Here is a 26,930-nt window from a genome sequence, read left to right on the forward strand (position 1 = left end):
CGCCCCCGCCGCCAGCCCTACACGGTTCAACCAGAAGACGCCATGGATTTACACTCTGAACACAAAGACCTCATCGCCCCGCTGCGCGCGGCGATGTATGATCTTGATATCGCACGGGTTCGCGCGGTCTTGCACGACATCTGTACGCCGGATGTCACCTTTCGCCTCGCCTTTCCCTTCGAGACCACCACCGGCGTCGATGCTTATCTAGATGCGGCTTACGTACCGCTTGTCCAGGCTATCCCCGATCTGGAGCGCCGCGATCATATCGTGATGGCGGGGCCCACGCCGGATGGCGCAGATTGGGTCGGTTGCGGCGGTTTCTACACCGGAACCTTCCGCGCCCCCTGGCTCGACATCCCGCCGACCGGGCATCTGCTTCATATGCGGTTTCACGAGTTCTACCGCGTCGAGAACGGCAAGATCGTCGAGATGCAGGCGCTCTGGGACCTGCCGGAGGTCATGATGCAGTCAGGCGCCTGGCCGATGACCCCATCCCTGGGGCGGGAGTGGCACATTCCGGGCCCTGCCACCTGCGACGGTCTTGTGCCGGGCCCTCATGACGCTGCGCAGGGTGCGGCCACCTGCCAGCATATCATCGACATGCTGGCGCATCTCAAGCGCCACCCGGCGCAGGGCGGCCCCGAGGTCATGGAGATGCCCAGGTTCTGGCATCCGCGCATGACGTGGTACGGCCCCTCCGGCATCGGCACCGGGCGCGGCATCGAGGGCTTCCGCAAGTGGCACCAGATCCCCTTCCTCAACGGCATGCCCGACCGCGGGCAGTACCTCGACGAGGTGGAGTATCACTTCTTCGGCGACCGCAACTATGCCGCCGTCACGGGCTGGCCCGACATGGTGCAATCGATCACCGATGGCGGCTGGCTTGGCATCGCGCCCACGGGACAGAAGATCGAGATGCGCAGCCTTGACTTCTGGCGCGTGGAAAACGGCCTGATCCGCGAAAACTGGGTGATGGTGGATCTTTTGCACATGTACGATCAGATCGGCGTCGATGTCTTCGCGCGCATGCGCGAGTTCAACAAAGCGCGGCAGGGCTTCGACCCCGAGACAGGTGTCGCCCTATGAGTGATCTGCCCCGCACGCCGTCCTTCGATCTGACGGGCAAACGCGCGCTCGTCACCGGCGCCTCCTCGGGCATTGGTCTGGGCTGTGCCGTGGCGCTGGCCGAGGCGGGTGCCCATGTGGTCTGTGCCGCCAGGCGGGCCGAGGTGCTGCAGGAGGCGGTCGATGCGATGGCAGCGCAGGGCTGGTCGGTGGAGGCGCTGCCGCTGGATCAGAGCGATGTGACAGCGCTGGCCGGGGCCTTCGAGCACCCCTTCGACATCGTGGTCAACTCCGCCGGTCTCGCGCGCCATGCTCCCGCCACCGAAACCACCCCCGAAGACTATGATGCAGTGATGGATCTCAACCTGCGCGGCGCCTACTTCCTTTCGGCTCATGCGGCCAAGACGTTGATAGAACACGGAAAATCCGGCTCCATCATCCATATCTCCAGCCAGATGGGCCATGTGGGCGGGGTCGACCGCGCTGTCTACTGCGCCTCGAAACACGGGCTCGAAGGGATGGTCAAGGCCATGGCCATCGAATGGGGCAAGGCAAACGTCCGCATCAACACCATCTGCCCCACCTTCATCCGTACGCCGCTGACGACGCAAACCTTCGACACCCCCGACCGTCTCGCCTGGATCATGGAAAAGATCAAGCTGCCCCGCGTCGGCGAGGTGGAGGACATCATGGGCGCCGTGCTGTTCCTCGCCTCCGACGCCTCGGCCATGGTCACCGGCACCTCTATGCTGATCGACGGCGGATGGACGGCAGGCTGATGTCCAAGGTGACCTCTCTCGATGTGGCCGAAAAGGCCGGGGTCAGCCGCTCGGCGGTCAGCCGGGTGTTCACGCCCGGCGCCTCCGTCAGCAAGGGCACGGCGGAGAAGGTGCGCCGCGCCGCCGCCGCGCTTGGCTATCGCCCGAATGTGCTCGCGCGCTCGCTGATCACCGGGCGCAGCCGCATCATCGGCCTCGTCGTCGCCTATCTGGAAAACCAGTTCTACCCCGAAGCCATCGAGCGTCTGTCGAAGGCGCTGCAGGCCGAAGGCTACCACGTGCTGGTCTTCATGGCCTCGAACGACCACGCGGCCACGCAGACGGTCATCGACGAACTGCTCGACTACCAGGTGGACGCGATCATCGCCGCCTCCGTGGGCCTCTCGAATGATCTCACGCAACGCTGCGAGGGCCTGGGCATCCCGATCGTGCTCTTCAACCGGCACCAGTATGACGACCGGCTGACCTCCATCGCCTCGGACAATGAGGCGGGCGGGCGCAAGCTGGCCGAGTTCCTGATCGCAGGCGGGCACGAGCGCATCGCCCATATCGCCGGATGGGAAGGTGCATCGACCCAGATCGACCGCGAACGCGGCTTCCGCGCTGGTCTGGAGGCGGCGGGCATGGCGCTCTATGCAAGGGGCCTTGGCAATTTCGACTTCGAGACCGCGCAAGCCGCCGCGCGTGAGATGTTTGGCACGGACAACCAACCCGATGCCGTCTTTGTCGCCAACGACCACATGGCCTTTGCCGTGATGGACGTGCTGCGCTACGAGCTCGGGCTGCAGGTGCCGCAGGATGTCTCGGTTGTGGGCTATGACGATGTGACCTTGTCGCATTGGCCGAGCTATGATCTGACCACCGTGCGCCAGCCTGCGGGGCGCATGGTCGCCGCTACGGTCGACGCCCTCCTGGCGCGGCTCAGCAACGCCGACACCGCCCCGCGCCGCATCACGCTCGACGGCCCGCTCATCATCCGCGGCTCCGCCCGCACACCCGAAGGACCCACCCCATGAAAGGCTTCGATCCGAAGTTTCGCGATTTCCCCGATTACATCATCGGGATCACCAAGGAGATCTGGGAGGACCGCGGCATCGCGACCCTGCACCAGTATTACTCCGATGACATCGTCGTGCGCTCGCCCGCCTCGGTTGTGCTGGGCAACGCCAATGTGATCGGGGCGACGATGGCGACGCTCGCCGAGTTTCCCGACCGTACGCTCTTTGGTGAGGATGTGATCTGGTCCGGCACGCCGGAGGAGGGGATGCTTTCCTCGCACAGGCTGCTCAGCACCGCCACCCACGCGCATGATGGCGTCTATGGCACCGCGACGGGCAAGAAGCTGACCTACCGGATCCTCGCCGACTGTCACGCGATCAACAACCAGATCAACGACGAATGGCTGATCCGCGATCAGGGCGCCATCGTGCGCCAATTGGGTGTGGAGCCGAAAGCCTATGCCGCTGATCTGATCGCTGCGGAAGGTGGCCCCGAGGCCTGCGTGCCGCCGCTCACGCCTGCTACGGATCAGCCCGGACCGTATAAGGGCCGCGGCAATGACAATGAATGGGGTGCGAAATACGCGGACATCCTCAGCCGCATCATGGGCGCGGATATGGCGGCGATCCCGGCAGAATACGACCGGGCCTGTCACGTCGAGTACCCCGGCGGGATGACCGGTCACAGCCACGGCGACGTGGACCAGTTCTGGATGGGCCTGCGCGCGTCCTTCCCCGATGCCACCTTCCAGATCGACCACCAGATTGGCCGCGACGATCCGCTAATGCCGCCCCGCGCCGCGCTGCGCTGGTCGCTGCATGGGCGACACTCCGGCTGGGGCCGCTTTGGCGCGCCGACGGGGGCGGAGGTCTATTTACTCGGCATTAGCCACGCGGAATTCGGCCCTTGGGGTCTGCGCCGCGAATATGTCATCTTTGACGAAACCACGATCTGGAAACAGATTCTGCTGCAGACCGGAGAGCTCTGATGCCCCTTGCACTGGGCGAACCTCTACGACGGTACCACATCTGGCGGGCGTCCCTGCGCGCGCGCCGTCTGAACCTGCGTCCGCCGGGGCAGGGGTGATCACGCACCTCATGCCCCACGTCAGACAAGGACCAGACCTATGACCCCCCAAGAGATGGAAACCCGCATCGTCCGCTACGGCGACCTGATGCCCTGCAAAACCGCCTTTATCGACGCCCACACGCCGGGATCGGACCAGAAGGAAAACTTCACGATCATCGGCGGCGGCGTCTCGGAAAGCCCCGACCAGCACGTGCATATCTCGATCCCGCACGGCTTCAACATCGGTGCTGCGGGCCAGCCTCCCAAATGCCGCAACTCCCTGCACAGCCACCGCACGGCGGAGGTCTTCTTCGTGCTCAAGGGCCGCTGGCGCTTCTTCTGGGGCCGCTGGGGCGACGCGGGCGAGGTGGTGCTGGAGGAGGGCGACATCTTCAACATCCCCACCGGTATCTTTCGCGGGTTTGAGAACATCGGCCATGACTACGGGATGATCATGGCGATCCTCGGCGGGGACGACGCGGGCGGCGGCGTGATCTGGGCGCCGCAGGTGATCGAGGACGCGGCGGATCACGGGCTGGTGCTCTCCGAGAAGGGCAAGCTCTATGACACCAAGAAAGGTGAGGCCCTGCCCGAGGGCGTGAAGCCCATGCCGCTGCTCACCGAGGAGGAGTTGCGCGCCTTCCCAGAGCCCACCACGGCAGAGGTCATCCCCGGCTATGTGGCGCGCTACTGGGATATGGTGGCGCTGGCCGACCGCACGCCCGCCAAGGTGATCGGCGCGGACGCGATGCTGCGTGACAAACCGGGCTTCGAGGTGGCGCTGCTCACCCGCGGCTCGGCCACCGATGCGATGCACAGCCATGACAAACCCTCGGTCCTGATGCCCGTCACCGGCCACTGGCGCGTCACCTGGGACGGCGGCAGCACCACGCTCGCACCGGGGGACACCATGTCCGTGCCCGAACAGCTGATGCACAGCGCCGTGCCCTCGATGACCGGCGCGGCCGCGCTCTATCACATCGTCGGCACCGACGATCCCGCGGGCCCCACGTGGGTCGCCTGATCGCAGCCCTCCTGATCTGGCTGCTGCCGCTCTCGGCAGCGGCCCAACAGGTCTGGACCCCCGGCAGTTACGACAACGGCGATTTCTTCTTCGGCACCGCCACACTCCCCGACTTCTCCGTCGCCCTTTCCTGTGGCGAGCGCTCCCCCATGCGCCCCGACTGGCGCGGCCCGCAGGATATGCACGCCACTGTGACTGCGCCCGGCGTGATCCAGATGCGCTTCTCCAAACAGGTGCTGGGCCCCCCGCGCGATGAGCTCGGCACCGAGACCCGCGATGTGAAAATCCTGGCCGGCGGTGTGACCTATCAGCTGCCGCCTGTCGGCTTCAACTATTTCGACGATGCCTGGACCGTGCCCCTGTCTGCCGCCGATCCATTCTTCGCGGCCCTCGGGCAAGCCAACGGGTTCCAGGTCGACAGCCTGCTGGGTCGGGTGAACATCCCGACCACCGGGCTGCACAGCGCCTGGATCCAGCTGATCGCCTTCTGCGAAAGCAAATTCCGTGACATCGGTTTGGGCTGGGCGCCAAGCCCGCCGGGGGCTGCGGGGCAAGCCCCGCAGCCCCCGGCGGGCTCCCTGGCTGCACCGCCTGCGCCACAACCTGCAAACGACGCGATGGTGGAGGTCGCCTACACCCATGTCGCCCAGGTCTGTGGGCGCCAGCCCGTCACGCTCGGCCCTGGCCACCTGCTCATCGGCAACATCGACGGCGACGGGCGCAACGACGTGGTGATCTGGTGGGACGCCATCGACTGCGGCCCGCCTCTTTCCCGCCCGGTCTGCGGCGCCTCACAATGCCTCGTCGAGACTTTCCTAACCGCCGCCTGGACCGGCACGCCCGAGCCGTTCTACGCCGCCTCGGCTGCAATCGTCCGCGGCTCCAACGGGCTCGACCTGCTGCAGACCACCGGGCGCCTTGCGGTCTGCAACGATCCCGCCGCCCCGCCTGACTGCACCTTTTACCACGGCTGGTTCAATGGCAGCTTCCAGCGGCTGAACTGACGCATGTCGCATCCGTTCAAAATCATCACACACCGAAGACCGCGGCCGGGCGCAGCGACAGGCCGCAGCCTCTCCGGTCCGTCAAAACCCGGCAGGCTGAAGAAGGACCCCTCATGCCCATTCTGACCACTCACGCAGGCTCCCTGCCGCGCACCCAGACGGTCGTCGATTTCATCTTCGCCCGCGAGCATGGCACGCCGTACGACGCCGCCGAGTTCGATGCCGCGATGACCGAAGCGGTCTCCGCCACCGTTGCCAAACAGGTCGCCGCGGGTGTCGGCGTCGTCTCCGACGGCGAGACCTCCAAGATCTCCTACGCCACCTACGTCAAGGACCGCTACACCGGCTTCTCCGGCGACAGCCCGCGCAACGCGCCCGCCGATCTCAAGAAATTCCCGACCTTCCTCAAGCGCCTCGCCGATGATGGCGGCACCCCGAAATACGCGCGGCCCATGTGCACCGGCGAGGTCAAATCCAAAGGGCAGGGCGAGCTGCAAAAGGACATCGCCAATCTCAAAGCCGCCATGGCCGAGCACGGCGCCACCCGCGGCTTCATGAACGCGGCCTCTCCGGGCGTGATCTCGCTCTTTCTGCAGAACGACTTCTACCCGACCCGCGACGCCTATCTCGCCGCTCTTGCGGACGCCATGCGCGAGGAGTACCGCACCATCGTCGACGCGGGCCTCGATCTGCAGCTTGACTGCCCCGATCTCGCGCTGTCCCGCCACATGCTCTTCAATGACCTCTCGGACGAGGAGTTCCTCAAGATCGCGGGCGCCCATGTGGAGGCGCTGAACCATGCGCTGGACGGTATCCCGCAGGAGAAGGTGCGCGTGCATATCTGCTGGGGCAATTACGAAGGCCCGCATGTCTGCGACATTGGAATGGAGAAGGTCTTCGACACGCTGATGTCGGTCAAGGCCAGCTACTTGCTCTTTGAAACATCGAACCCCCGCCACGCGCATGAATGGGTGGTCTTCCGTGACCGCAAGGCCGACATCCCCGACGACAAGATCCTGGTTCCGGGCGTGGTCGATACGACGACGAATTTTGTCGAACACCCGGAACTCGTGGCCCAACGGCTTGACAGATTCATACAAATTGTCGGTCAGGATCGCGTTGTTGCCGGCTCGGATTGTGGTTTTGGAACATTTGCCGGCTTTGGGGCGATTGACCCCGATATCGCCTATGCCAAGCTCGAAGCGCTGCGCGACGGCGCGCATCTGGCGGAGGCCCGGTGATGGATGAGGCACTCCTGACCCTGCTGCGGCAAGTCGATACCCCGACCGTCTGCAACGCCATCGAGGTGGCGCAGGGCAAACGCGGCTTCAACGCCTTCACCCGTGGCACGATGCTCTGTTCCGCGCCCGGTGAGGCGATGGTCGGCTATGCGCGCACCGCCCGCATCCGCGCCGTCAGCCCGCCGGAGGAGCCGCCAGAGGTCATCAAGACGCGCCGCATGGCCTATTACAAATACATGGCCGAGGGACCGCGCCCCGGTGTCGCCGTGGTGCAGGATATGGACGGAGCCGATGCCATCGGCGCCTATTGGGGTGAGGTGAATACCAACATCCACAAGTCCTTTGGCCTGTCGGGCGCGCTGACCAACGGTGTGATGCGCGACCTCGGCGACCTGCCGGAAGGCTTCCCGGTCGTCGCGGGCTCCATCGGCCCGAGCCACGGCTTTGTGCATGTGCTCGATTTCGATGAGACCGTGGAGATCTTCGGCATGCGCGTGGCCCCCGGCGCGCTGGTCCACGCAGACCGCCACGGCGCGGTGGTGATCCCCGAAGACGCCGTGCCCCGGCTGAGCGAAGCCATCGCCACGCTGATGCGGTCCGAGAAGATCGTCTTCGATGCGGTGAAGGGCAAGAGGCTCGACTTCGAGGAGTTCGAGGCGGTCTGGGCCGCCTTCGAGGCGGCGCGAACTTAGGTCATCTTGCTCTTTCGTGCTCGGGGCCCAAGCCCCTGGGGCATCACCCGACCTGGAGGGCGTTCACACCGAATGGGCTGCACCGTCCATGGCCAACGGGCTTACGCATGCTCAGTTTGCAAAGCTGGCAAAATCGCCCTCCATGGGGCGGGCGATGCCCGGCCTGTCAGCAGGGCGGGACGGCTGAACTGTAAACACCGTCTTGTCCAGCGTCCGGCCCGGTCCAGTTGAAGAGCGGAGACCGCCATAAGAGCGCTGGTCTAGGCAAGCGTTAAGAAAGCCGGCCCTTTCGGCGATATCAGCCCCAAAACCGACACCCGCACCGACCAAATACCGACGTGATACCGACGCAATACCGACGTGGGGTTTCCCAATAAAACAAGGGCGCTTCGCCCCTCGGTGCCTCCCCGGCATTTTGCCGTTGCGCGTACGCTGCGGTCAGGGTTTGGCAAGCTCAGTCCTTCGGCGCCGGTGCGCCCCCCTCAAAGGCGTTGCCCTGAACGTAGTCGCAGGGGGGCTCCTGCATCTCCAGATGCAACCCATCGCCGGTGTAGGGGTGGGCGCGGGCGAGCTCTTCATCCACCTCGATGCCAAGGCCGGGTGTTTCGGGCGGTGTGATGAACCCCTCTTCGACGCGGAGGCTTGAGCGGATCAGCGCGTCGTGGAACGGGGTTTCGATGGTCTCCGCCATCAGCAGGTTCGGGATGCAGGCCGCCAGTTGGATATTGGCGGCCCACTCGATGGGGCCTGCGTAGAGATGCGGCGCCATCTGCGCATTGTAAGCCTCTGCCATCGCTGCAATTTTCCGGCATTCCCAGATCCCGCCGGCGCGGCCCAGAGCGGGTTGCAGGATGGTCGCGGCCCCACTCCGCAGCACCGGCGCGAACTCCGCCCGCGTGGTCAGCCGCTCGCCGGTCGCCACAGGGATACGCACGGCGCGCGCGACCTTGGCCATCTCCTCGACCGCATCGGGGGGGATGGGCTCTTCGAACCAGAGCGGGTCGTAGGGTTCCAACGCGCGGCCCAGCCGGATCGCACCTGCCGTGCTGAATTGCCCGTGTGTGCCAAAGAGCAGATCGGCGCGGTTGCTCACCGCTTCGCGGATCGCCTTACAGAAGGCCACGGATTGCGCGATGTCGCGCATTCCAGGCATGTGGCCGCCGCGCATGGTGTAAGGGCCCGCGGGGTCAAACTTGACCGCCGTATAACCTCTTGAAATACAATCACTTGCGGCTTCAGCGGCCATGACTGGCGCAGTCCAGAAAGCGGTCATGTCGTGATGCGGGAGCGGGTAGAGATAGGTGTAGGCGCGGATGCGGTCGTTCATCTTGCCGCCGAGCAGCGCCCAGACCGGTCGGCCCCGCGCTTTGCCCAGGATATCCCAGCAGGCGATCTCCAACCCCGAGAACGCGCCCATCACCGTGAGGTCCGGGCGCTGGGTGAACCCTGAGGAATAGGCGCGACGAAACATCTTTTCGATGTTCTCCGGGCTTTCACCTTCCATGTGGCGCTGAAACACATCCGCGATCACGGCGCGCATGGCGTCCGGCCCGACGGAGGCGGCATAGCATTCACCCCAACCGGTGATTCCGTCATCGGTGGTGAGCTTCACGAGGATCCAATAGCGCCCGCCCCAGCCGGGTGCGGGCGGGGCGGTGATGATGATGTCCAGGTCCTTGAGTTTCATGGCATTTCTCCGCGAGGCGGTGGCCTAAAGCCCACCGTACCTGTCAGTTGCTCGGCGTCTCGAAGACAATCACATTGCGCCGCGCGGAGCCGGATTTGGTATCCGCGATGGCCTCGTTGATCTGATCCAGCCGCCAGCGGCCCGAGATCAGCTCGTCCAGTTTCAGCCGCCCCTGTGCATAGAGATCGACCATCCAGGGGATGTCGCGCTGGATCACCACATCGCCCATCTTGGAGCCCACCATGCCCTGGCCGACAGCGGCGAAGATCACCGGCTCATAGGTGGAGGTGGCACCGGAATGCGGCATGCCGACCATGACGACCTTGCCGCCGTAGCCGAGATAGCGCGGCGCCTGGTCATAGGCGGGGATGGCGCCAACGGTCACGATGACCGCATCGGCGCCACGCCCGCCGAGCGCTTTGAAGCTGGCTTTCCATGGTGCGGGGTCGGTCGCCAGAACGCCATGGGTCGCGCCGAATTCCTTTGCTATTTCAAGCTTTTCGGCACTCATGTCCACCGCCACGATGCGGCGGGCGCCGGCGATCCGCGCACCCTGAATGGCGTTCAGGCCAACACCACCAGCGCCGATCACGACCACATCCTGCCCGGCACGTAGCCCCGCTGCATTGACCGCCGCGCCAACGCCCGTGATCACGCCACACGCGATGAGGCTGGCGGCGTCCTTCGGGATGGTCGCGTCAATCCGCACCACCTGGCTTTGGGCCACCACCACCTTCTCGGCGAAGGCGCCGCAGGCCATTGCCTGATGCAGCTTGGTGCCCTGCGTGGTCGTAATGGGGCCGCTGTCGCCGTCATATGGCGTCTGGCACAGGGTGGGCTGGCCACCCGCGCAGTTGCCGCAGGTGCCACAGGCCCGGATCAGCGTCACGATCACGCTGTCGCCGACAGCCAGCCCCGCCACACCGGGCCCGACGGCACTCACCACGCCTGCGGCTTCATGCCCGTAAACTGCGGGCAGCGACCCGCCCCAGGCGCCTTCGGCATAGGAGATGTCAGAGTGACAGATGGCGACCGCGCTCAAGGTGACTTCGATCTCGCCCATCTCCGGTGCGCGCAGACGGATGTCTTCGATCCGGAGCGGAGCGCCGAACGCGTGGCATACGGCGGCTTTGATGGTCTGCATGGGGCGGTGTCTTTCTGATCGGCGACGTTCCGGGCAGGGTGCCTGCATTGGCTGATGATGCGCAAGGCACAAACCGACATGAAATGTCGCCGTTAGCGGATGTCGCTTGCCGTTGATCGGCGCGCGGGGGCCCGGAGAAAGACGGCCAGCCCGATGAGGATCAGCCCGGCCGACAGCAGGAAGGGCGCCCCGGGGAAATAGGCCGGAGCGTCGGCATCCGTGAAGGCTGCGAAGGTGCCTGTCATCATCAGCGGCGAGATGATCATGGCCAGCGCCATGATCGACGTGAGCGCGCCCTGAAGCTCGCCCTGCGCATCACGACCGACAGCCTTCGACATGATGCCTTGCAGCGCCGGAGTGATCACGGCGGCCAGGGCAGCGAGCGGTGTCAGGATCAGCGCAATGGTGCCGCTGGTGACCAAGGCGAGCGCAAGAAACGCCGCCGTATCAAAGAGATGGCCGTATATGACCGTGCCGCGCTCTCCCAGAAGGCGCAGCACTGGGCGGATCAACCCGCCCTGCACCACGGCCATCATGATGCCGAACAGCGCCAGGCTCAGGCCAATGGTCGCGGGTTCCCAACCAAAGCGTTCCTTGACGAAATAGGACCAGATGGCGGGGTAGACCATGAAAGCAACCTGGTAGAGGAAGAAGACAACCAGCAGCGGTCCGATGCCCGGCAGACGCCCCAGCTGACGGAAGCTGCCCCAGGGGTTCGCGCGGGCCCATTGGAAGGGGCGGCGGATCTCATCGGTGATGGTTTCCTTCAGGACAATATAGCCAAAAAGGGCATTCAGTGCGGCGAGCCCTGCCGCGGCATAGAACGGCGCACGGGTGCCGAACGCGCCCAGCAAACCGCCCAGCAGCGGACCCAGCACGAAGCCCAGGCCGAACGCGGCGCCCACGAGGCCGAAATTGGCGGCGCGATCTTCGGGCTTCGAGATATCGGCCATATAGGCATTGGCGGTCGACTGAGTTGCGGCGGTCATCCCGCCCACGATCCGACCGATGAGCAGCAACACGATACTGCCTGCGACGGCCATCACGAGATAGTCCAGTGCCATCACGACCAATGAGATGAGCAGGACGGGCCGTCTGCCGAAGCGATCCGAGAGCCCGCCGATCACCGGCCCGCACAGGAACTGCATCACGGCGAAGGCGGTCGACAGCACCCCTCCCCAGAGCGCGGCAGTGCTGAGATCCGCGCCGCGCACCTCCTGGATCAGATCCGGCATGACCGGGATGATCAGCCCGATCCCCATGGAATCGAGCATGACCGTGATCAGGATGAAGAGGACGGCGGGGCGCACCGTTCAGAGCGCCCGCACCCGGGCGGCAAAGGCGCGCGCCTCCTCCGGGGCCTGGCCAAGCTGGGCGCGCGGGTCGAAGAGATCGGACGGCAACTCGGGGTGCTGCGACAGAGCAATCTCGGCAAGCGATGTGCCCGTTTCCGCCGCTTGCCGACACAGCGCCTTCGCCGTCCTCTGCGCCTCCGCCCGCGGCATCTGCGCCGCGAGGGCGAAGCTCAGCGCTTCCGCGTGCGCAAGGCCCTGACCGAGGGTGTCCGCCATGCGGGCGGGTACGGGCTGCAGACCCTCCAGCACTGCGCAGGCTTTCTGCAAAGAGGCCGCGGTCGTGAGCGCTATCTGCGGCATCACCATCCATTCAGTGAACCAGGCCGCCCCGTCGCGCTGGTGCTGGTGTACTGCCGCTGCTTGCAGCCCGCTCATCAGTCCACCCATCTGGTGGGACAGGGCCACCAGCACCGATGGCCCCACCGGGTTCTGCTTGTTGGGCATGGTGGAGGAGGCTCCGGAGGCGCCCAGCGTGACCTCGGCGACCTCCGTTGCGGCCAGCGCGATCAGGCTCTGGCCCATGGCTGCGAGCGCCGCAGTGACCTCTGCCATCCAGGACGAGATGCGCAGCACTGGTCCGCGATCGGTGTGCCAACTGCGGCCCGGATCCCGCAATCCGAGCCCCTCGGCCAACGCCGCGCGGAGGGCGGGAGCCTGATCGCCCAGGGCCGCGCTGGTGCCAGCCGCACCGGAAAGCGACACCCACAGGCTGCGACCGCGCAGATCGTCAAGTGCCGCGAGGGCATCAAGAAGCGGCGCGCCCCAGCTCGCGAGCACGGCGCCCCAGGTTGTTGGCGTCGCCTGCTGAGCATAGGTGCGCCCGGCCATGGGGACGTCGGCATGGGTGCCCGCCTGCTCGGCGAGAGCCGCAAGCACCGCCCTCAGATCGCTCTCCGCCAGCGCCAGACACTGCCGCAGTCGCAGCATCAGGCCCGTGTCGATGATGTCCTGCGAGGTCGCGCCCCAATGCATGTATTGCGCATGTTCGGGTGCGTTCATCTCGGCGCGAAACGCGGCAAGCAAGCCGGGCACGCTGACGCCGTTCTCGCCGGTGGAGGAGGCCAGCGCGCCCGGGTCGATCTGGATCTCCAGCGTCGCGCGATGGATGGCCGCCGCACTGATCTCGGGGATGATCCCGAGCGCACCTTGAGCCTTGGCAAGCGCACCTTCCACCAGCAGCATCGCACGCAGCGCGGCACTGTCCGAGAACAGACGCCCGGCCTCGCCCGTCGGGAAGAGCTGCGCGTGAAGCGGGCTGTCGAAGACGCTGGCGGCCACGGATCAGGGCGCCCTAGACATGGCCGGTGTCGCGCAGAAATCGCGTCAGCAGCGCGGCATACTCCTGCGGCTGCTCGACGCAAGGCAGGTGACCCGCCTTGCGGATCACGTGGCACTGGCTGCCGGGGATCAGATCGGTCGTCTCGCGCACCAGATCGGGCGGCGTGGAGCCATCCTCGGCCCCCGCAATGCCCAGCGTGGGCAGGCGCAAACTGGCGGTAGTGGTGTAAAAGTCGGTGCCCGAAATCGCAGCGGAGCACCCCATGTAGCCCTGATCCTCCTGGCGCGTCAGCATATTGCGCCAGAGCTCGAGGTCGGGCGTCGCGCGGAAGTCGTCCGAGAACCAGCGCTCCATCACCGCATCGGCCAGCGCCTCGATGCCGCCTTGCCGCACCGTCTCGATGCGCTCGCTCCACATCTCGGGCGTGCCGATCTTGGCGGCGGTGTTCGAAAGCACCATCGCGCGGATCAAGTCCAGCCGTTTGACGGCAAGCCCCTGGGCGATCATCCCGCCGATGGACAGGCCAACAAAGACGCAGCCCTGCACGTCAAGGTGATCCAGCAGCGCTTCGGTGTCGGTGATCAGCGCACCCATCGTGTAGGGGGTGGGCGGGCAGGTCGACAGCCCGTGCCCGCGCTTGTCAAACTGGATCAGGCGCAGGCCTTCGGGCAGGAGCGGCAGGATCGGATCCCACAGCCGCATATCTGTGCCGAGCGAGTTGGCGAAAACGACCGGCGGGCCGTCCTCTGGCCCGTCCACCCGGTAGTGCAGCCGCAGATCGCCGAGATCGAGCATCTTCATGCGGCATTTCCTTGTGTGCGGGGCGCTGTGGCGGGCAGGGCGAGGGCCTTGGCAAAGACATCCGCGTCGATATTCCCTCCCGAAATCGTGACGATCACATCGTCGCCCTCAATCTGGGCGCCGTGAAAAACGGCGGCGGCCAGCGCCACAGCGCCGCCCGGTTCGGCCACCAGCTTCAACCGGTTGAAGGCCAGGGCGACGGCCCGCAGCGCCTCTTCTTCGCTGACGGCAAAGCCAGGCCCGGCCAGTCGTTTGAGGATCGGGAAGGTCAGCACGCCCGGCTCCGGTGTCACGATCGCATCGCAGAGGCTGCCCGAAAGCCGCGTGTTGCGTTGGACCGTTCCCGCCTGCAGGGAGCGTGCCACATCATCGAAGTCCTCCGGTTCGGCCGTGCGCACGCGCAGACCAGGTGCCTCCGCCTCCAACGCCAGCGCGATGCCGGAGGAGAACCCACCACCGCCGCAGCACACAATCACATCCGCCTGCGTGACACCGACCGCTGCGGCCTGAGCGGCAATCTCCAGACCGGTGGTGCCTTGCCCGGCGATCACCTGCGGCTCGTCATAGGGCTTGATCAGCGTGAGCCCCCGTGCCGCGACCATCTCTGCGCCGATGGCGTCCCGGTCCTCACCGGCCGCGCGGTCATAGAGTACGACCTCTGCGCCCAAAGCCCGCGTGTTGTCGATTTTCACTGCGGGCGCGTCGCGGGGCATGATGATCACCGCTGCAGCGCCATGCGCCCGCGCGGCCAGTGCCACGCCCTGCGCATGGTTGCCGCTGGAAAAGGCGATGACGCCGCGGCCGCGCTCGGCCTGTGACAGCGCCGAGACCGCCGACCAGGCGCCGCGGAACTTGAAGCTGCCGGTGTGCTGCAGGCATTCTGCCTTGATCCACACCCGGCGCCCGGCGATCTCGTCGAGAAACGGTGAGGAGAGCAGCGGCGTCCGACGCGCATGGCCATCCAGTCGTGCTGCAGCGGCTCTGATCATCTCGATGTTCATAGGCGCCGTCTCACTTCAGGATCTCGATCCAGGTCTGCAGCGCGGCCACCGCCTCGGGCTCGTCGAGAAACGGAATGTGGCCCCGCCCGTGGACTGTGACGGCGATCATATCAGGCCGACGCCGCTGCATCTCCGCCAGCGTATCGCGGCTCAGCAGGTTCGATGCTTCGCCGCGGATGCAGGCCAGCGGGAGGTCTTCCAGCGCGTCGAAATAGGGCCAAAGGTCCGGGGCGGCCTGGGCGCCCACCGCCTCGACCGCATCGCGCAGCCGCGGGTCATAGGTGATCTGCAGACCCTTCGTAGTCTGCTCGAAGTGCTTCTCGGCTTCCTCCATCCAACGCGAAAAGGGGACATCCGTGAAGCCTGTATAGGTTGTCTCCATCGCGCGGGCGGCATCGACCAGCGTCTTGGCGGCGGGCGCGCGCCCCAGATATCCGGAGATGAACGCAAGCCCCTCGGGTTCTATCACCGGACCGATGTCATTCAACGCGACGCCCAGAAGGCGCGCCTTGGCGCCCATCGCAAGACCCATGGCGTTCAGCCCGCCACGCGACGTGCCAATGACGGCGACCTGGTCCAATTCAAGATGGTCCAGCAACTCGATCACATCCCGGCATTCCACCGGCAGTGCATAGTTCTTCCAGTCGGTGTCCCAGTCGGACTTTCCGCGCCCGCGGTAGTCCATCTTGATCAGCCGAACGCCGTTCAGATGTGGTGTGACATAGTCGAAGTCGCGCGTGGTCCGCGTCAGCCCGGCGAGGCACAGCACGGGCAGCCCGCCTCCCTCGTCCGTATAGTAGAGCGACAGCTTGTCGGAGGTGCGAAAAAAGCTCATGTCACGTCCGCCAGACCGGGTATGCCCGTCAGATCCGGCAGCACATTTGCGGGTTGGCCGGGCAGGCGGTCCACTGGATCAGCGCCGCGGTTCACCCAAACGGTGGCAAACCCGTAGCGGGCCGCGCATGCCGCGTCCCAACCGTTGGACGAGACGAAGAGGATCTCGTCGGTGTTACAACCGAACCGTTTGGCCACCAGATCGTAGACCCGCGCGTCGGGCTTGAAGACGCCGACGCTTTCGACTGACAGCGTGTCATCCAGCAGCGCTTCGATACCGGCGGAGCTGACCGCGCCCTCCAGCATGTCGGGGGAGCCGTTGGACAGGATTGCCGTGCTCAGACCACCCTCCTTGAGCGCGCGCAGCATCTCGGGCACCTCCGGATAGCTCTGCAGCTGCCAATAGAGCGCCAGCAGCCGCTCGCGCAGCGCCGGGTCGCCATCAAGCCCGGTCTTCTCCAGCGCCCAATCGAGGCCGTCCTGCGTGACCTGCCAGAAATCGCAGTGATCATCCGTGACTGCGCGCAGCCAGGTGTATTGCAACTGTTTCAGGCGCCAATGCTCCGCCAGGGCCGACCAGGTGCCCTGCAATTGCCTGAAATCGGGCTCGGTCGCAGCCTGCCGCGCCGCCGCGGCCACATCGAACAGCGTGCCATACGCGTCAAAGACACAGGTCGTGATCGGCATGGCGCACCTCTTTGCAGCAGTTCGGTGCCACAGTGTCACGCCACCGGCGAGGCGAAAAGGGCCAATCGCGCGGTTTTTCAGCTTTACTCAAATGGCTGCGCCGGGCAGGGTGCGGCAGTCCTTGGAGAACCTGCGCAGATACGCGGCCTCCCACACGCTTTTCCAAACAAGATCGGAGCTTTCATGACCGAGGTGAAATCGGGCGATACAGTCGGCATCCATTATACCGGCACGCTGCTGAACGGGACAAAATTCGACAGCTCCGAGGGGCGGGACCCGCTGCAGTTTGTGGTCGGCTCCGGTCAGGTGATCCCCGGTCTGGATGCGGCCTTGCCGGGCATGGCGCTTGGCGAGAAGAAGACGGTGAAGGTGCCCTGCGCCGACGCCTATGGGCCGATCAATCCGCAGATGCGGCAGGCGGTGCCGCGCGAAGGCATCCCCGACGACGTGCCCCTCGACATCGGCACGCTGCTGAACGTCGAGACACCCGAAGGTCAGGCGATGCAGGTGATGATCGTGGCCACGGATGAGGCGACGGTAACCATTGATGCCAATCACCCGCTCGCGGGGCAGGACCTTACGTTCGATATCGAGGTGATGTCGATTTCAGAGGCCCAGAGCTGACGCTCAGATGCCGTCGTCGGGTCGATTGATCGGTGTGCGGGATACGGGCAGCCCGGCGATCTTTGCATTGATCTCCGCAGCCTTCTGCAGAGCTGCATCCTGAAGCTCACGCGCTCTGTCGGTGGGGAACTCGCCCTCCATTGCCGCCGTCACAAAGGGCTGCAACTCGTCGAGACCGCCCTGCAGTTTGGGGTGCAATACCGGGTCGGACCACATCGCTGCAGCGAATGTAGCACCTGTCACCGGCATGAGCAGCCAGGCAAACAGGCGCGCCCGGGCGGCCCGGCGGATGTAGCGGGCCTGACGCAGCGTGCGGGAATCGGCATGTGTAAACATGCCACCGGTTTACCGAGGGATTATGGCATCAGTTGGGCGTGGGGCCCGCCGCGTGATCTCAGAGATTCTCGACCTGCGGCATGCCCAGCACGTGATATCCCCCATCGACGCGGATGATCTCGCCGGTGGTGCAGGCGCCCGCGTCGGAGGCCAGATAGACCGCCGTGCCGCCCACGGCTTCCAAGGTCGCGTTTGACCGGAGAGGGGCGTTCTGGTCGGTGAACTTGTAGGTGCGCCGTGCGCCCCCGATGGCTGCACCCGCGAGCGTCTTCATCGGCCCCGGCGAGATGGCGTTCACGCGGATACCTTCCGGCCCGAGATCATTCGCCAGATAGCGCGTGGCACTTTCCAGCGCTGCCTTGGCCACTCCCATCACGTTGTAGTTCGGCACAACCGTGTTGCTGCCCTGGTACGTCAGCGTCAACACCGTGCCGCCGTTCTCCACCATCAGCGGATGCGCGCGGCGGGTCACTTCAACGAGCGAGTAGGCACTGATGTCCATCGTGCGTTTGAAATTCTCGCGCGTGGTGTTGAGGAACCGCCCTGTCAACTCGGTCTTGTCCGAGAAGGCGATGGCGTGCACGAGAAAATCAATCGTCGGCCAGCGCGCGCCCAGCTGCTCGAACGCCGCATCGAGCGAGGCGTCATCGGTCACATCTACGTCGACCATGAAGTCCGATCCGACGGACTCCGCCAGCGGTTTCAAACGGGTGCCAAACGCCTCGCCTTGGTAGGTGAACGCCAGCTCCGCGCCTGCCTCTGCCATCGCCTTTGCGATGCCCCAGGCGATGGAGCGTTCGTTGGCCACGCCCATGATGAGCCCGCGCTTTCCATTCAATAAACCAGACATGAGCGCCCCTTACCCGAGATACTTTGACAGGATCATCGACCCGTTGGTGCCGCCAAAACCGAAGGAATTGGTCATGACGGAATCGAGCCCCGCGTTCTCGACCAGCTCCGTCGCGATTTCCGACGCCTGAAAGGCCGGGTCCAGCGTCTCGACGTTGATCGACGGCGCGATGAAGTCATCCTTCAGCATCAGCAGGCAATAGATCGCCTCTTGTGCGCCCGCCGCCCCCTGGCTGTGGCCGGTCATCGACTTTGTGGAGCTGACGGGCGGTTGGGTTTTGCCCTCGAACGCCCGGCGCACCGCCTCCATCTCTGGCTGATCCCCTGCGGGGGTCGAGGTGCCATGGGCATTGATGTAGCTCACGCTGCGGCCCTCGGGCAGGGTGTCGAGCGCCAGTGCCATCGCCCGCTCGCCGCCCTCGCCGGACGGGGCCACCATATCGTGCCCGTCCGAGGTCGCGGCATAGCCGGTGACTTCCGCATAGATCGTGGCGCCTCGGGCCAGCGCATGCTCCAGCTCTTCCAGAACCACGATGCCGCCCCCACCCGAGATCACGAAGCCATCCCGGTTCTCATCGAACGCGCGCGAGGCCTTGTCGGGTGTGTCGTTATACTTCGAGGACATGGCACCCATGGCGTCAAATAGACACGACAGCGTCCAGTCCAGCTCCTCCCCGCCGCCCGCGAACATCACATCCTGCTTGCCCAGCATGATCTGCTCGGCGGCATTGCCGATGCAGTGCAGCGATGTGGAGCAGGCCGAGGTGATCGAATAATTGATGCCTTTGATCTTGAAGGCGGTCGACAGGTTCGCGCTAACCGTGGACGACATGCACTTGGGCACGGCAAAGGGCCCGATCCGCTTGGTGGCCCCCGTGTTCTTCACCACCTCATGCGCCGTCAGCATTGCACTTGTCGACGGGCCGCCGGAGCCAGCCACCAGCCCGGTGCGCGGATTCGAGATGATATCTTCGCCCAGGCCCGCATCCGCGATGGCCTGCTCCATGGCGATATAGGCATAGGCCGCCCCCGGCCCCATGAAGCGCAGCGTGCGCTTGTCGATATGCTCTGTCACGTCGAGCTTGAGCGTGCCCGCCACCTGGCTGCGAAACCCGTGCTCGGCCATCTCCGGGCTTGCGACGATCCCGCTGGTGCCGGATTTCAGCGAGGCCAGAACCTCTTCGGCGTTGTTCCCGATGGACGAGACGATGCCCAACCCTGTCACGACGACGCGGCGCATGGCGCTCTCCTTCATAGTCTCAAATCGCCTGCCCGGTGTCAGCTTTCCGACAGCGCGACCTTCATATCAGTGACCTGATAGATGGTTTCCCCATCCGCTTCCACCCGGCCATTGGCGACACCCATTGTCAAGCGCCGGGTCTGAACGGCTTTTGTGAAATCTACGTAATAGGTCAGCATCTTGCGGTCGGGCCGCACCATGCCGGTGAGCTTCACTTCGCCCACACCCAGGGCATAGCCGCGCCCCTGCCAACCGCGCCAGCCGAGGTTGAACCCGGTGAGCTGCCAAAGCCCGTCAAGTCCCAGACAGCCGGGCATGATCGGATTGCCGGGGAAGTGACAATCGAAGAACCACAAATCAGGCGTGATATCGAACTCCGCGATCACATGGCCCTTGCCATGTTCGCCGCCATCTTCAGAGATGTCGGTGATCCGGTCCATCATCAGCATGGGCGGCTCGGGCAGCTGCGCATTCCCGACCCCGAAGAGCTCGCCGCGCGCGCATTTCAGCAGGTCATCCTTGTCAAAACTGGTGGGGTATTGGCCCATTCTGGCGCATCTCCTGCTCGGCATTCTTTTACGTCCAATCCCTCTAGCATCGCGTTTGCGGCCTTCGCAAGGGCGTCTGCGGTCGCCATGCGGGCCTGCGCGGCGCGGCTGCATGCGGCAATTGCGACGGATCAAATCGCTTGAATCCAATTGAAAACCCCCCCTCATGCGCCTTATATGACTAAGGAGAGGTAACAAGAGCGTGCCATGACCCCTGCGCAACAAACCATAGGTTCAAGCTGGCTGGCGAAAGCGGGCCTGCGCCCCACGCGCCAGCGTGTCGCCCTCGCGACCCTGCTCATCGGGGATGGCAAGCATCGGCATGTCACCGCGGAGAGCCTGTTCGACGCGGCCAAGAAACAAGGTGAAGCGGTCTCGCTGGCCACCGTCTACAACACGCTGCGCGCCTTCTGCGACGTCGGCCTGATGCAGGAAGTGACGGTCGACGGCTCCAAGAGCTACTTCGACACCAATACGCATGACCACCCTCATTTCTTCTGGGAAGATGAAGACAAGCTCACCGATGCGCCCTCGGATGAGTTGGTCATCGCACAGCTGCCCGAAGCTCCGGAAGGCGCGGAAATCGCATCGGTCGATGTGGTGATCCGCCTGCGCCGCAAGCCCTAGGCGCCGCGGCCACTGCTCACAGCCAAATGCCGCATCCGCTGATCTCTCAAGACGACATCGCGACCTATGCGCGGGACGGCGTCGCGGTCATTCGTGGTCTTTTTGCCCCCCATATCGAGCGGCTCAAGGCCGGGGTCGCCCGCAACATGACGGAGCCGGGGCCCTATGCGGCGGAAAACCTGCACACACACGAGGCGGGGCGCTTCTTCGATGACTATTGCAACTGGCAGCGGATTTCCGAATTCGAGAGCGTGATCCGTGACGGTACCATTGCCGAGGCCGCAGCGGATCTGATGCAGAGCAAGACCGTCCAACTCTTCCACGATCATGTGCTCGTGAAGGAGCCTGGCACGTCAAAGCCGACCCCCTGGCATCAGGACAGTCCCTATTACTTCGTCGATGGGCACCAGATGATCAGCTTCTGGGTGCCGCTGGACGCGGTCTCGGAGGCGACCCTGCGTTGCGTGGCGGGCTCGCACCTTTGGCCGAAGCCGGTGCTGCCGACGCGGTGGCTGGCCGAGACAAGCTTCTACCCGAACAGCGACGACTACATCCCCGTGCCCGACCCGGACGCCGAGCGTATGGACATCCGCGAGTTTCCGATGGAACCGGGCGACGCGGTTGCCTTCCACTACAGGGTGCTGCACGGCGCGCGCGGCAATACCTCGGACGCGCGACGCCGGGCCTTCTCCCTGCGGCTTCTGGGCGATGACGCACGATATGTGCAACGCCCGGGCCCTACCTCGCCTCCCTTTCCCGGCCATGGCATGACACCCGGAGACCGCCTGCGCACCGATTGGTTCCCCATTCTCCGCTGAGATTTCGTCAGGCATCTGAACCGTGATTGCGTGGATGCCAAAGACATCCGGGCAACCGTCGATCATCTGTCAGGCGGGGTAAAGACGACGTACCCAGATCGCGGAGCAGGCAGGTCAGGTGGGCTTTCAGGCCACCTTTGCCAGCGTCAAAACCACTGCCCCGGTTCCATCAGTCCCAGATCCAGCAGCTGCCGTGAATGCCATTCGAATGGCGCTGAATTGTGCCACTTGAAGGTGTCGATCGCATAGGTGCTGCCCGGGTTCGACTTCAGCGCCTTGGCCGTCCGGAACGAGCAAATCGCGGCTGTGATGTTGTGATGCCACGGACAGGCGAAGGTGTTGTATTCCTCATCTGAAAACGTGTGATCGCTGCGCAACGTCAGGCCGGGCTTGGCACGGAACAAGGCGATCCGGTCGATCTTGCGCCGCTCATGCGGCACATGCTCCTCGAACCGCCAGCGCAGTCCGCCGTAGAAATCCAGCTGTCGGCCCTTCTGCGCGGCGTTCGCTGCCGGAGCCGTCCGCGCCAGAGCGTAGTAGCCTGACCGGTCCAGATGCGCCCGGTCGAGCGAGACCGCATCGGGGTAGGCGCTCAGATCATCGGCGTAGAGGTCGACGACATAGGTGAGCATCGCGTCGCGGCGTTCCTCGCTGTGAAATGCCAGCATCTCGCCCACAGTGCGGGTCTCGCAAAAGGGAAAGAACAGGTACTCCGCATTGTAGCAATAGTACATCCAGGTGCCCGCGCCCGCTGCCGCAACCGCCGTCACCGCAGCCTCCACCGCCCCGTCCGCCGTCGTGTCATAGGTGATCCGATGCACGCTTTCCTGCAGATCGTCGGGCAGAGTGAATGCAGCGGGCAGGAAGGCAAGCACCTGTGCGAAGCCCATCTGCTGGTGATGGCGCAGCGTCGTGGCTACCTCCACATCGTCTTCCACGAATATCATTGCAACCGGCCCCCGCCGCAGGACCTCGGGCGCGGTTGTCAGAAAAGCGGTGAGTGTGTCGTACTGCATCGGAGCTCCGATTGGCGGCATGCCGCAGAATCAGTTAAATCCGAGTTCATTGCAAGCCGCAGCCCCCGCTGGTAAGCAGCGCGCCAACACACTCCTGATCCGGATGAGATCGATGACCGCGCCCAAGAAGCTCTTCGTGAAGACCTACGGCTGCCAGATGAATGTCTACGACAGCGAGCGTATGGCCGAAGTTCTGGGCGAGCAGGCGTATGAGCAGACCGATGTGCCCGAAGAGGCGGACATGATTCTGCTCAACACCTGCCACATCCGCGAGAAGGCCGCGGAAAAGGTCTATTCCGAGCTGGGGCGCCTGAAGTCGCTGAAAGCGGCCAATCCCGATCTGAAAATCGGGGTTGCAGGCTGTGTCGCGCAGGCCGAAGGCGAAGAGATCATGCGCCGACAGCCCGCGGTCGATCTGGTGGTGGGGCCCCAATCCTATCACCGCCTGCCGCAGATGGAGGCGCGGGTTCGCGCGGGCAAGACCGCGCTCGACACGGACTTCCCCGAAGAAGACAAATTCGACAAGCTGAAGTCCCGCCCGAAAGCGCGGCGCGCACCCGCGGCCTTTCTCACCGTGCAGGAGGGCTGCGACAAGTTCTGCGCCTTCTGTGTGGTGCCGTACACCCGCGGCGCTGAAACCAGCCGCCCCGTCACCCGTGTGCTCGACGAGGCGCGCGATCTGGTGGACCGGGGGGTGCGCGAGATCACGCTGCTGGGCCAGAACGTGAACGCGTATCACGGGGCAGGGCCCGATGGTGTAGAACAGAGCCTCGCGCAGCTGATCTGGGCGCTCAACGATATCGACGGGCTCGAACGCATCCGCTTCACCACCTCGCACCCAAACGACATGACCGACGACCTGATCGACGCACATGGCACCTGCGAGAAGCTGATGCCGTATCTGCATCTGCCGGTGCAGTCCGGCTCCGACAAGATCCTCAAGCGTATGAACCGCAGCCATACCGCCGAGAGTTACTTGCGGGTGATCGAGAAGATCCGCGCCGCGCGCCCGGATATCCTGATGTCCGGGGATTTCATCGTGGGCTTCCCCGAAGAGACAGAGGAGGATTTCCAGGCCACGCTCGATCTGATCGAGGCGGTGGGCTATGGCTATGCCTATTCCTTCAAATACTCCACACGGCCCGGCACACCCGCGGCGGAGCGCCCGCAGGTCGACCCGGAGGTGGCCGATGCGCGCCTGCAGCGGCTGCAGACCCTGATCACGCGCCAGCAACAGCAGATTCAGGAGGCGATGGTCGGGCGCAGCGCGCGGGTGCTTGTGGAGAAGCCGGGGCGCGAGCCGGGCCAGATGGTCGGCAAATCCGAGTATCTGCACGCGGTCCATATCGACAATTCCGATGCGGACATCGGCGATATCGTCCCGGTCAGAATCACCGCGGCCAAGCGCAATTCCCTCGCGGCGGTGCGAGCGGATCAGGGTTAACTGTGTATGACACCACCAAAATAGGGCTTTTTCGGACACAGTGATGCCGAGAACTGGACAATATCGCCCTGTTCTTGCTTCAAGATCGGTCAGAATTTAGAAAAACTGAGTTGAGTTTTTGATCTCCGCCGGAAAGACGTGTGGAGCGTGTGTGGGCGACCAGTGAAGGAAGAGACCGTGACAGTGAGTTTTTCAAAGACCGGTGGAGGCCTCGCAGCCGCTGTTCTGGGCGCGGCTTTTGCGCTGCAGGCCGGTGCCGTGGCGGCGCAGAGCGACTCGCAGCAGGGTCTCGACCGCGGCCAGTATGTGCCCAGCATCTGGGTCGATCCGGACGGGTGTGAGCACTGGGTGATGGACGACGGTGCGGAAGGGTTCATGACCCCGCACGTGACCCGCCAGGGGATCCCGGTCTGCCGCGAGGCCACGGTCTGCGCTCTGGTGCGCTCCGATCAGTTCTTCGCCACCGACAGCGCCAGCATCAGCGCCGAAGGGCGCGCCAGCCTGCGCGACTTCTTCCAGAGCACCGATGCGCTGGCGTTTATCATCACCGGGCACACCGACAGCGATGCCTCCGACGCCTACAACCAGCGTCTGTCTCTGGCGCGGGCGAACACCGTGGCGGACATCGCGCGCGCGGAAGGGGCTGCGGTCTCCGAAGTGCGAGGGCTGGGCGAGCGCAACCCGATTGCGAGCAATGCGACCGCCGAAGGCAAGGCGCGCAACCGCCGTGTCGAAATCACCTGTATCAAGTAGCGAGGATCGATTTATGACCCGTCTCACACTCGTCGGGCTGACCTGCGGCGCCCTGGTACTCACGGCCTGCGGTGAGCTGAGCTCCGAGAAGGGCGTCGATCGCGGGCCCGACTCCAAGGATCTGCTGGATTTGCAGGCCGGTATCTGGGTCGATCCGAACGGCTGCGACCACTGGATCATCGACGATGGGATCGAGGGCTACCTCTCCGCGCGTCTCGACCGCAACACCGGCAAGCCGGTCTGCTCCGGCATCGCGCCGCCCACCCAGACCGTGGGCAACTTCAAAGGCGGCGGAACCCAGATCATCGGCGACCCGTTCTAGACGCACGGCTCTCGGCTCCAGCGCGCGGTGTGAGCGGCACGATCCCGCCCACGCAGTTTTTGTTTCAAAGTTGTGAAAACCACGCGGTTGCGCTTGCACCTGCGCCATGGAATTGGCACCGTCACTCAAACCCTCATCTCAAGGAACAGCGATTGGCCGCCAGCGACCAAAGTCCGACAGACACCATGACCGCCGCACCCGGTGGCACTGTCGAGTTCCCCGACAATCGGTTGTTGATCGATCTCTGCGGCGCCTATGACGCCAATCTTGCGCAGATCGAAAAGGCATTGGGCGTGCAGATCGTGCGCCGCGGCAATCAGTTGGCTGTCGTTGGCGAACCGGACGCGCAGACCGATGCGATGCGCGTTCTGCACGCGCTCTATGCCCGCATTGAAAGCGGGCGCGCGGTGGAACCCGGCGATGTCGACCGCGAGCTGCGCATGGGCCCCTTCGAGGAGGCCACCGGCGTGCAGGACGGCGACCAGATGGAAATGCCCATCGGCGACCGAATCGAAATCCAGACCCGCAAGAAACGGGTCGAGCCGCGCACCGATGCTCAGAAGGCCTATGTGCAATCCCTTTTCGAGAATGAGCTGGCCTTCGGCATCGGCCCGGCGGGGACCGGCAAGACCTATCTCGCCGTCGCCGTTGGCGTGTCGATGTTCATCTCCGGCCATGTGGACAAGATCATCCTGTCCCGCCCCGCGGTCGAGGCGGGCGAGCGGCTGGGCTTTCTGCCCGGTGACATGAAGGACAAGGTCGATCCTTACATGCAGCCGCTCTATGACGCGCTGGGAGATTTCCTGCCGGGCAAGCAACTGGCCAAGCTGATCGAAGAGAAACAGATCGAAATCGCGCCGCTCGCCTTCATGCGCGGGCGCACGCTGAGCAATGCCTTCGTGGTGCTGGACGAGGCGCAGAACGCTACTTCGATGCAGATGAAGATGTTCCTCACGCGTCTGGGCGAAGGCTCGCGCATGGTGATCACCGGCGACCGCACCCAGATCGACCTGCCGCGCGGCGTGTCTTCGGGCCTCGCGGACGCGGAGCGGCTGCTGAAGACCATCCCCAAGATCAGCTTCAACTACTTCACTTCGAAGGATGTGGTGCGCCACCCGCTGGTGGCCGCGATCATCGAGGCTTACGAAGCGGACACGCCGCCCGCCTGATGCTGGACCTTCTGATTGAAGCGGCCGACTGGAGTCGCATCCCGCTCGAACAGCTGGCCGAGAAGGCGACGCGCGCAACGCTTGAGCACCTCGGCCGTCCCGTCGAACAGTCGAGCATCTCACTCATGGCCTGCGACGATGACCGCATCGGGATCCTGAACGCCACGTTCCGCGAGAAGCCGACCCCGACCAATGTGCTCAGCTGGCCCTCCGATGAGCTGGGCGCGGGCGAAGACGGCAAGACCCCGCGCGACCCGATCCCGGATTTTGACGGCACCTATGAGCTTGGCGACATCGCCATTGCCTATGAAACCTGCGCCCGCGAGGCTGCGGAATTGGGCAAATCGCTTGAGGATCACGTGACACATCTGATCGTTCACGGAATCTTGCATCTTTTGGGCTATGATCATGTCCGCGACCGCGATGCCGCGCTCATGCAGGCGCTCGAGGTTGAAATACTTGGCAAACTGGGTCTTGATGACCCATATAGGATTTGATCGGCCGCGCGCCGAGCCACGCTT

General features: G+C 64.7%; 29 protein-coding genes. 16 read left to right on the forward strand and 13 right to left on the reverse strand.

Annotation, left to right across the window (positions count from 1 at the left end):
- Positions 1 to 42: 42 nt before the first annotated feature.
- From Q1A71_RS13000 to Q1A71_RS13035, 8 genes are all read left to right on the forward strand, one after another.
- The gene (locus Q1A71_RS13000) at positions 43 to 1,089 is read left to right on the forward strand and encodes an ester cyclase (RefSeq protein ID WP_299676651.1); all 1,047 of its coding nucleotides are present in this window, start codon (positions 43 to 45) and stop codon (positions 1,087 to 1,089) included.
- Positions 1,086 to 1,847 (forward strand): SDR family oxidoreductase, encoded by a 762-nt coding sequence (locus Q1A71_RS13005; RefSeq protein ID WP_299676654.1) that lies wholly within the window; start codon positions 1,086 to 1,088, stop codon positions 1,845 to 1,847. Before Q1A71_RS13000 ends, Q1A71_RS13005 begins: the two co-directional genes overlap by 4 nt.
- A complete protein-coding gene (locus Q1A71_RS13010; RefSeq protein ID WP_299676657.1) occupies positions 1,847 to 2,863 on the forward strand; it encodes a LacI family DNA-binding transcriptional regulator in 1,017 nt (338 codons plus the stop codon). Before Q1A71_RS13005 ends, Q1A71_RS13010 begins: the two co-directional genes overlap by 1 nt.
- Positions 2,860 to 3,834 (forward strand): nuclear transport factor 2 family protein, encoded by a 975-nt coding sequence (locus Q1A71_RS13015; RefSeq protein WP_299676660.1) that lies wholly within the window; start codon positions 2,860 to 2,862, stop codon positions 3,832 to 3,834. Before Q1A71_RS13010 ends, Q1A71_RS13015 begins: the two co-directional genes overlap by 4 nt.
- Before the next feature lie 138 nt (positions 3,835 to 3,972).
- On the forward strand, positions 3,973 to 4,938 hold the full coding sequence (locus Q1A71_RS13020; RefSeq protein WP_299676663.1) for a cupin domain-containing protein: 966 nt from the start codon (positions 3,973 to 3,975) through the stop codon (positions 4,936 to 4,938).
- Positions 4,926 to 5,942: a hypothetical protein gene (locus tag Q1A71_RS13025; protein WP_299676666.1), complete on the forward strand. Its 1,017-nt coding sequence runs from the start codon at positions 4,926 to 4,928 to the stop codon at positions 5,940 to 5,942. The genes Q1A71_RS13020 and Q1A71_RS13025 overlap by 13 nt, the downstream gene beginning before the upstream one ends.
- A 113-nt stretch (positions 5,943 to 6,055) precedes the next feature.
- A complete protein-coding gene (locus Q1A71_RS13030) occupies positions 6,056 to 7,183 on the forward strand; it encodes a cobalamin-independent methionine synthase II family protein (protein WP_299676669.1) in 1,128 nt (375 codons plus the stop codon).
- Positions 7,183 to 7,875 carry an RraA family protein gene (locus Q1A71_RS13035; protein WP_299676672.1) on the forward strand — a complete coding sequence of 231 codons (693 nt, stop codon included), beginning with the start codon at positions 7,183 to 7,185 and terminating at the stop codon, positions 7,873 to 7,875. The genes Q1A71_RS13030 and Q1A71_RS13035 overlap by 1 nt, the downstream gene beginning before the upstream one ends.
- 454 nt (positions 7,876 to 8,329) lie before the next feature.
- Here Q1A71_RS13035 and Q1A71_RS13040 read toward each other — a convergent pair whose 3' ends face one another.
- From Q1A71_RS13040 to Q1A71_RS13075, 8 genes are all read right to left on the reverse strand, one after another.
- Entirely contained in the window at positions 8,330 to 9,562 is a 1,233-nt protein-coding gene (locus Q1A71_RS13040) for a mandelate racemase/muconate lactonizing enzyme family protein (RefSeq protein ID WP_299676675.1), read from the reverse strand.
- 43 nt (positions 9,563 to 9,605) lie between these two features.
- Positions 9,606 to 10,706 carry a Zn-dependent alcohol dehydrogenase gene (locus Q1A71_RS13045; protein ID WP_299676678.1) on the reverse strand — a complete coding sequence of 367 codons (1,101 nt, stop codon included), beginning with the start codon at positions 10,704 to 10,706 and terminating at the stop codon, positions 9,606 to 9,608.
- Between the two features lie 92 nt (positions 10,707 to 10,798).
- A complete protein-coding gene (locus tag Q1A71_RS13050; protein WP_299676681.1) occupies positions 10,799 to 12,016 on the reverse strand; it encodes a TCR/Tet family MFS transporter in 1,218 nt (405 codons plus the stop codon).
- A 3-nt stretch (positions 12,017 to 12,019) separates the two neighbouring features.
- On the reverse strand, positions 12,020 to 13,339 hold the full coding sequence (locus tag Q1A71_RS13055; RefSeq protein WP_299676685.1) for a lyase family protein: 1,320 nt from the start codon (positions 13,337 to 13,339) through the stop codon (positions 12,020 to 12,022).
- Positions 13,340 to 13,352: 13 nt separating this feature from the next.
- The gene (gene pcaD, locus Q1A71_RS13060; RefSeq protein ID WP_299676688.1) at positions 13,353 to 14,141 is read right to left on the reverse strand and encodes a 3-oxoadipate enol-lactonase; all 789 of its coding nucleotides are present in this window, start codon (positions 14,139 to 14,141) and stop codon (positions 13,353 to 13,355) included.
- Entirely contained in the window at positions 14,138 to 15,142 is a 1,005-nt protein-coding gene (locus tag Q1A71_RS13065) for a pyridoxal-phosphate dependent enzyme (RefSeq protein WP_299676691.1), read from the reverse strand. Before Q1A71_RS13065 ends, pcaD begins: the two co-directional genes overlap by 4 nt.
- Before the next feature lie 10 nt (positions 15,143 to 15,152).
- Complete coding sequence (locus Q1A71_RS13070) at positions 15,153 to 15,977, reverse strand: alpha/beta hydrolase (protein ID WP_299676694.1); 825 nt, start codon at positions 15,975 to 15,977, stop codon at positions 15,153 to 15,155.
- Entirely contained in the window at positions 15,974 to 16,663 is a 690-nt protein-coding gene (locus Q1A71_RS13075) for a haloacid dehalogenase type II (protein ID WP_299676697.1), read from the reverse strand. The genes Q1A71_RS13070 and Q1A71_RS13075 overlap by 4 nt, the downstream gene beginning before the upstream one ends.
- 183 nt (positions 16,664 to 16,846) lie before the next feature.
- Here Q1A71_RS13075 and Q1A71_RS13080 point away from each other — a divergent pair, with 183 nt between their 5' ends.
- Complete coding sequence (locus Q1A71_RS13080; protein ID WP_299676701.1) at positions 16,847 to 17,287, forward strand: peptidylprolyl isomerase; 441 nt, start codon at positions 16,847 to 16,849, stop codon at positions 17,285 to 17,287.
- Between the two features lie 3 nt (positions 17,288 to 17,290).
- Here the strand turns inward: Q1A71_RS13080 and Q1A71_RS13085 are convergent, their stop codons facing one another.
- The 4 genes from Q1A71_RS13085 to fabA are packed head-to-tail and all read right to left on the reverse strand — an operon-like array spanning position 17,291 to position 20,260.
- Positions 17,291 to 17,623 (reverse strand): hypothetical protein, encoded by a 333-nt coding sequence (locus tag Q1A71_RS13085; protein WP_299676704.1) that lies wholly within the window; start codon positions 17,621 to 17,623, stop codon positions 17,291 to 17,293.
- Positions 17,624 to 17,681: 58 nt separating this feature from the next.
- Positions 17,682 to 18,473, reverse strand: a complete 792-nt coding sequence (locus Q1A71_RS13090; protein WP_299676707.1) for an enoyl-ACP reductase — start codon at positions 18,471 to 18,473, stop codon at positions 17,682 to 17,684.
- Positions 18,474 to 18,482: 9 nt separating this feature from the next.
- Entirely contained in the window at positions 18,483 to 19,712 is a 1,230-nt protein-coding gene (gene fabB / locus Q1A71_RS13095; protein WP_299676710.1) for a beta-ketoacyl-ACP synthase I, read from the reverse strand.
- 38 nt (positions 19,713 to 19,750) lie between these two features.
- Positions 19,751 to 20,260, reverse strand: coding sequence for a bifunctional 3-hydroxydecanoyl-ACP dehydratase/trans-2-decenoyl-ACP isomerase (gene fabA, locus Q1A71_RS13100; RefSeq protein WP_299676713.1), 510 nt, complete (start codon positions 20,258 to 20,260; stop codon positions 19,751 to 19,753).
- A 207-nt stretch (positions 20,261 to 20,467) separates the two neighbouring features.
- Between fabA and irr the strand changes: the two genes are divergently transcribed.
- Complete coding sequence (gene irr, locus Q1A71_RS13105) at positions 20,468 to 20,887, forward strand: Fur family transcriptional regulator Irr (RefSeq protein WP_299676716.1); 420 nt, start codon at positions 20,468 to 20,470, stop codon at positions 20,885 to 20,887.
- 26 nt (positions 20,888 to 20,913) lie between these two features.
- Positions 20,914 to 21,705 carry a phytanoyl-CoA dioxygenase family protein gene (locus Q1A71_RS13110; protein WP_299676719.1) on the forward strand — a complete coding sequence of 264 codons (792 nt, stop codon included), beginning with the start codon at positions 20,914 to 20,916 and terminating at the stop codon, positions 21,703 to 21,705.
- Between the two features lie 146 nt (positions 21,706 to 21,851).
- Here the strand turns inward: Q1A71_RS13110 and Q1A71_RS13115 are convergent, their stop codons facing one another.
- Positions 21,852 to 22,721: a hypothetical protein gene (locus Q1A71_RS13115; RefSeq protein ID WP_299676722.1), complete on the reverse strand. Its 870-nt coding sequence runs from the start codon at positions 22,719 to 22,721 to the stop codon at positions 21,852 to 21,854.
- 112 nt (positions 22,722 to 22,833) lie between these two features.
- Between Q1A71_RS13115 and miaB the strand changes: the two genes are divergently transcribed.
- The 5 genes from miaB (at position 22,834) to ybeY (ending at position 26,906) form a co-directional block, all read left to right on the forward strand.
- The gene (gene miaB / locus Q1A71_RS13120; protein ID WP_299676725.1) at positions 22,834 to 24,165 is read left to right on the forward strand and encodes a tRNA (N6-isopentenyl adenosine(37)-C2)-methylthiotransferase MiaB; all 1,332 of its coding nucleotides are present in this window, start codon (positions 22,834 to 22,836) and stop codon (positions 24,163 to 24,165) included.
- 183 nt (positions 24,166 to 24,348) lie between these two features.
- Positions 24,349 to 24,918 (forward strand): OmpA family protein, encoded by a 570-nt coding sequence (locus tag Q1A71_RS13125; RefSeq protein ID WP_299677037.1) that lies wholly within the window; start codon positions 24,349 to 24,351, stop codon positions 24,916 to 24,918.
- A 13-nt stretch (positions 24,919 to 24,931) separates the two neighbouring features.
- A complete protein-coding gene (locus tag Q1A71_RS13130; RefSeq protein ID WP_299676728.1) occupies positions 24,932 to 25,240 on the forward strand; it encodes a hypothetical protein in 309 nt (102 codons plus the stop codon).
- Between the two features lie 185 nt (positions 25,241 to 25,425).
- Positions 25,426 to 26,409 (forward strand): PhoH family protein, encoded by a 984-nt coding sequence (locus Q1A71_RS13135; RefSeq protein ID WP_299677040.1) that lies wholly within the window; start codon positions 25,426 to 25,428, stop codon positions 26,407 to 26,409.
- Positions 26,409 to 26,906 (forward strand): rRNA maturation RNase YbeY, encoded by a 498-nt coding sequence (gene ybeY, locus Q1A71_RS13140; RefSeq protein ID WP_299676731.1) that lies wholly within the window; start codon positions 26,409 to 26,411, stop codon positions 26,904 to 26,906. Before Q1A71_RS13135 ends, ybeY begins: the two co-directional genes overlap by 1 nt.
- Positions 26,907 to 26,930 lie beyond the last annotated feature (24 nt).

The organism is uncultured Roseobacter sp. (assembly GCF_947493125.1).
Classification (GTDB): Bacteria; Pseudomonadota; Alphaproteobacteria; order Rhodobacterales; family Rhodobacteraceae; genus Roseobacter.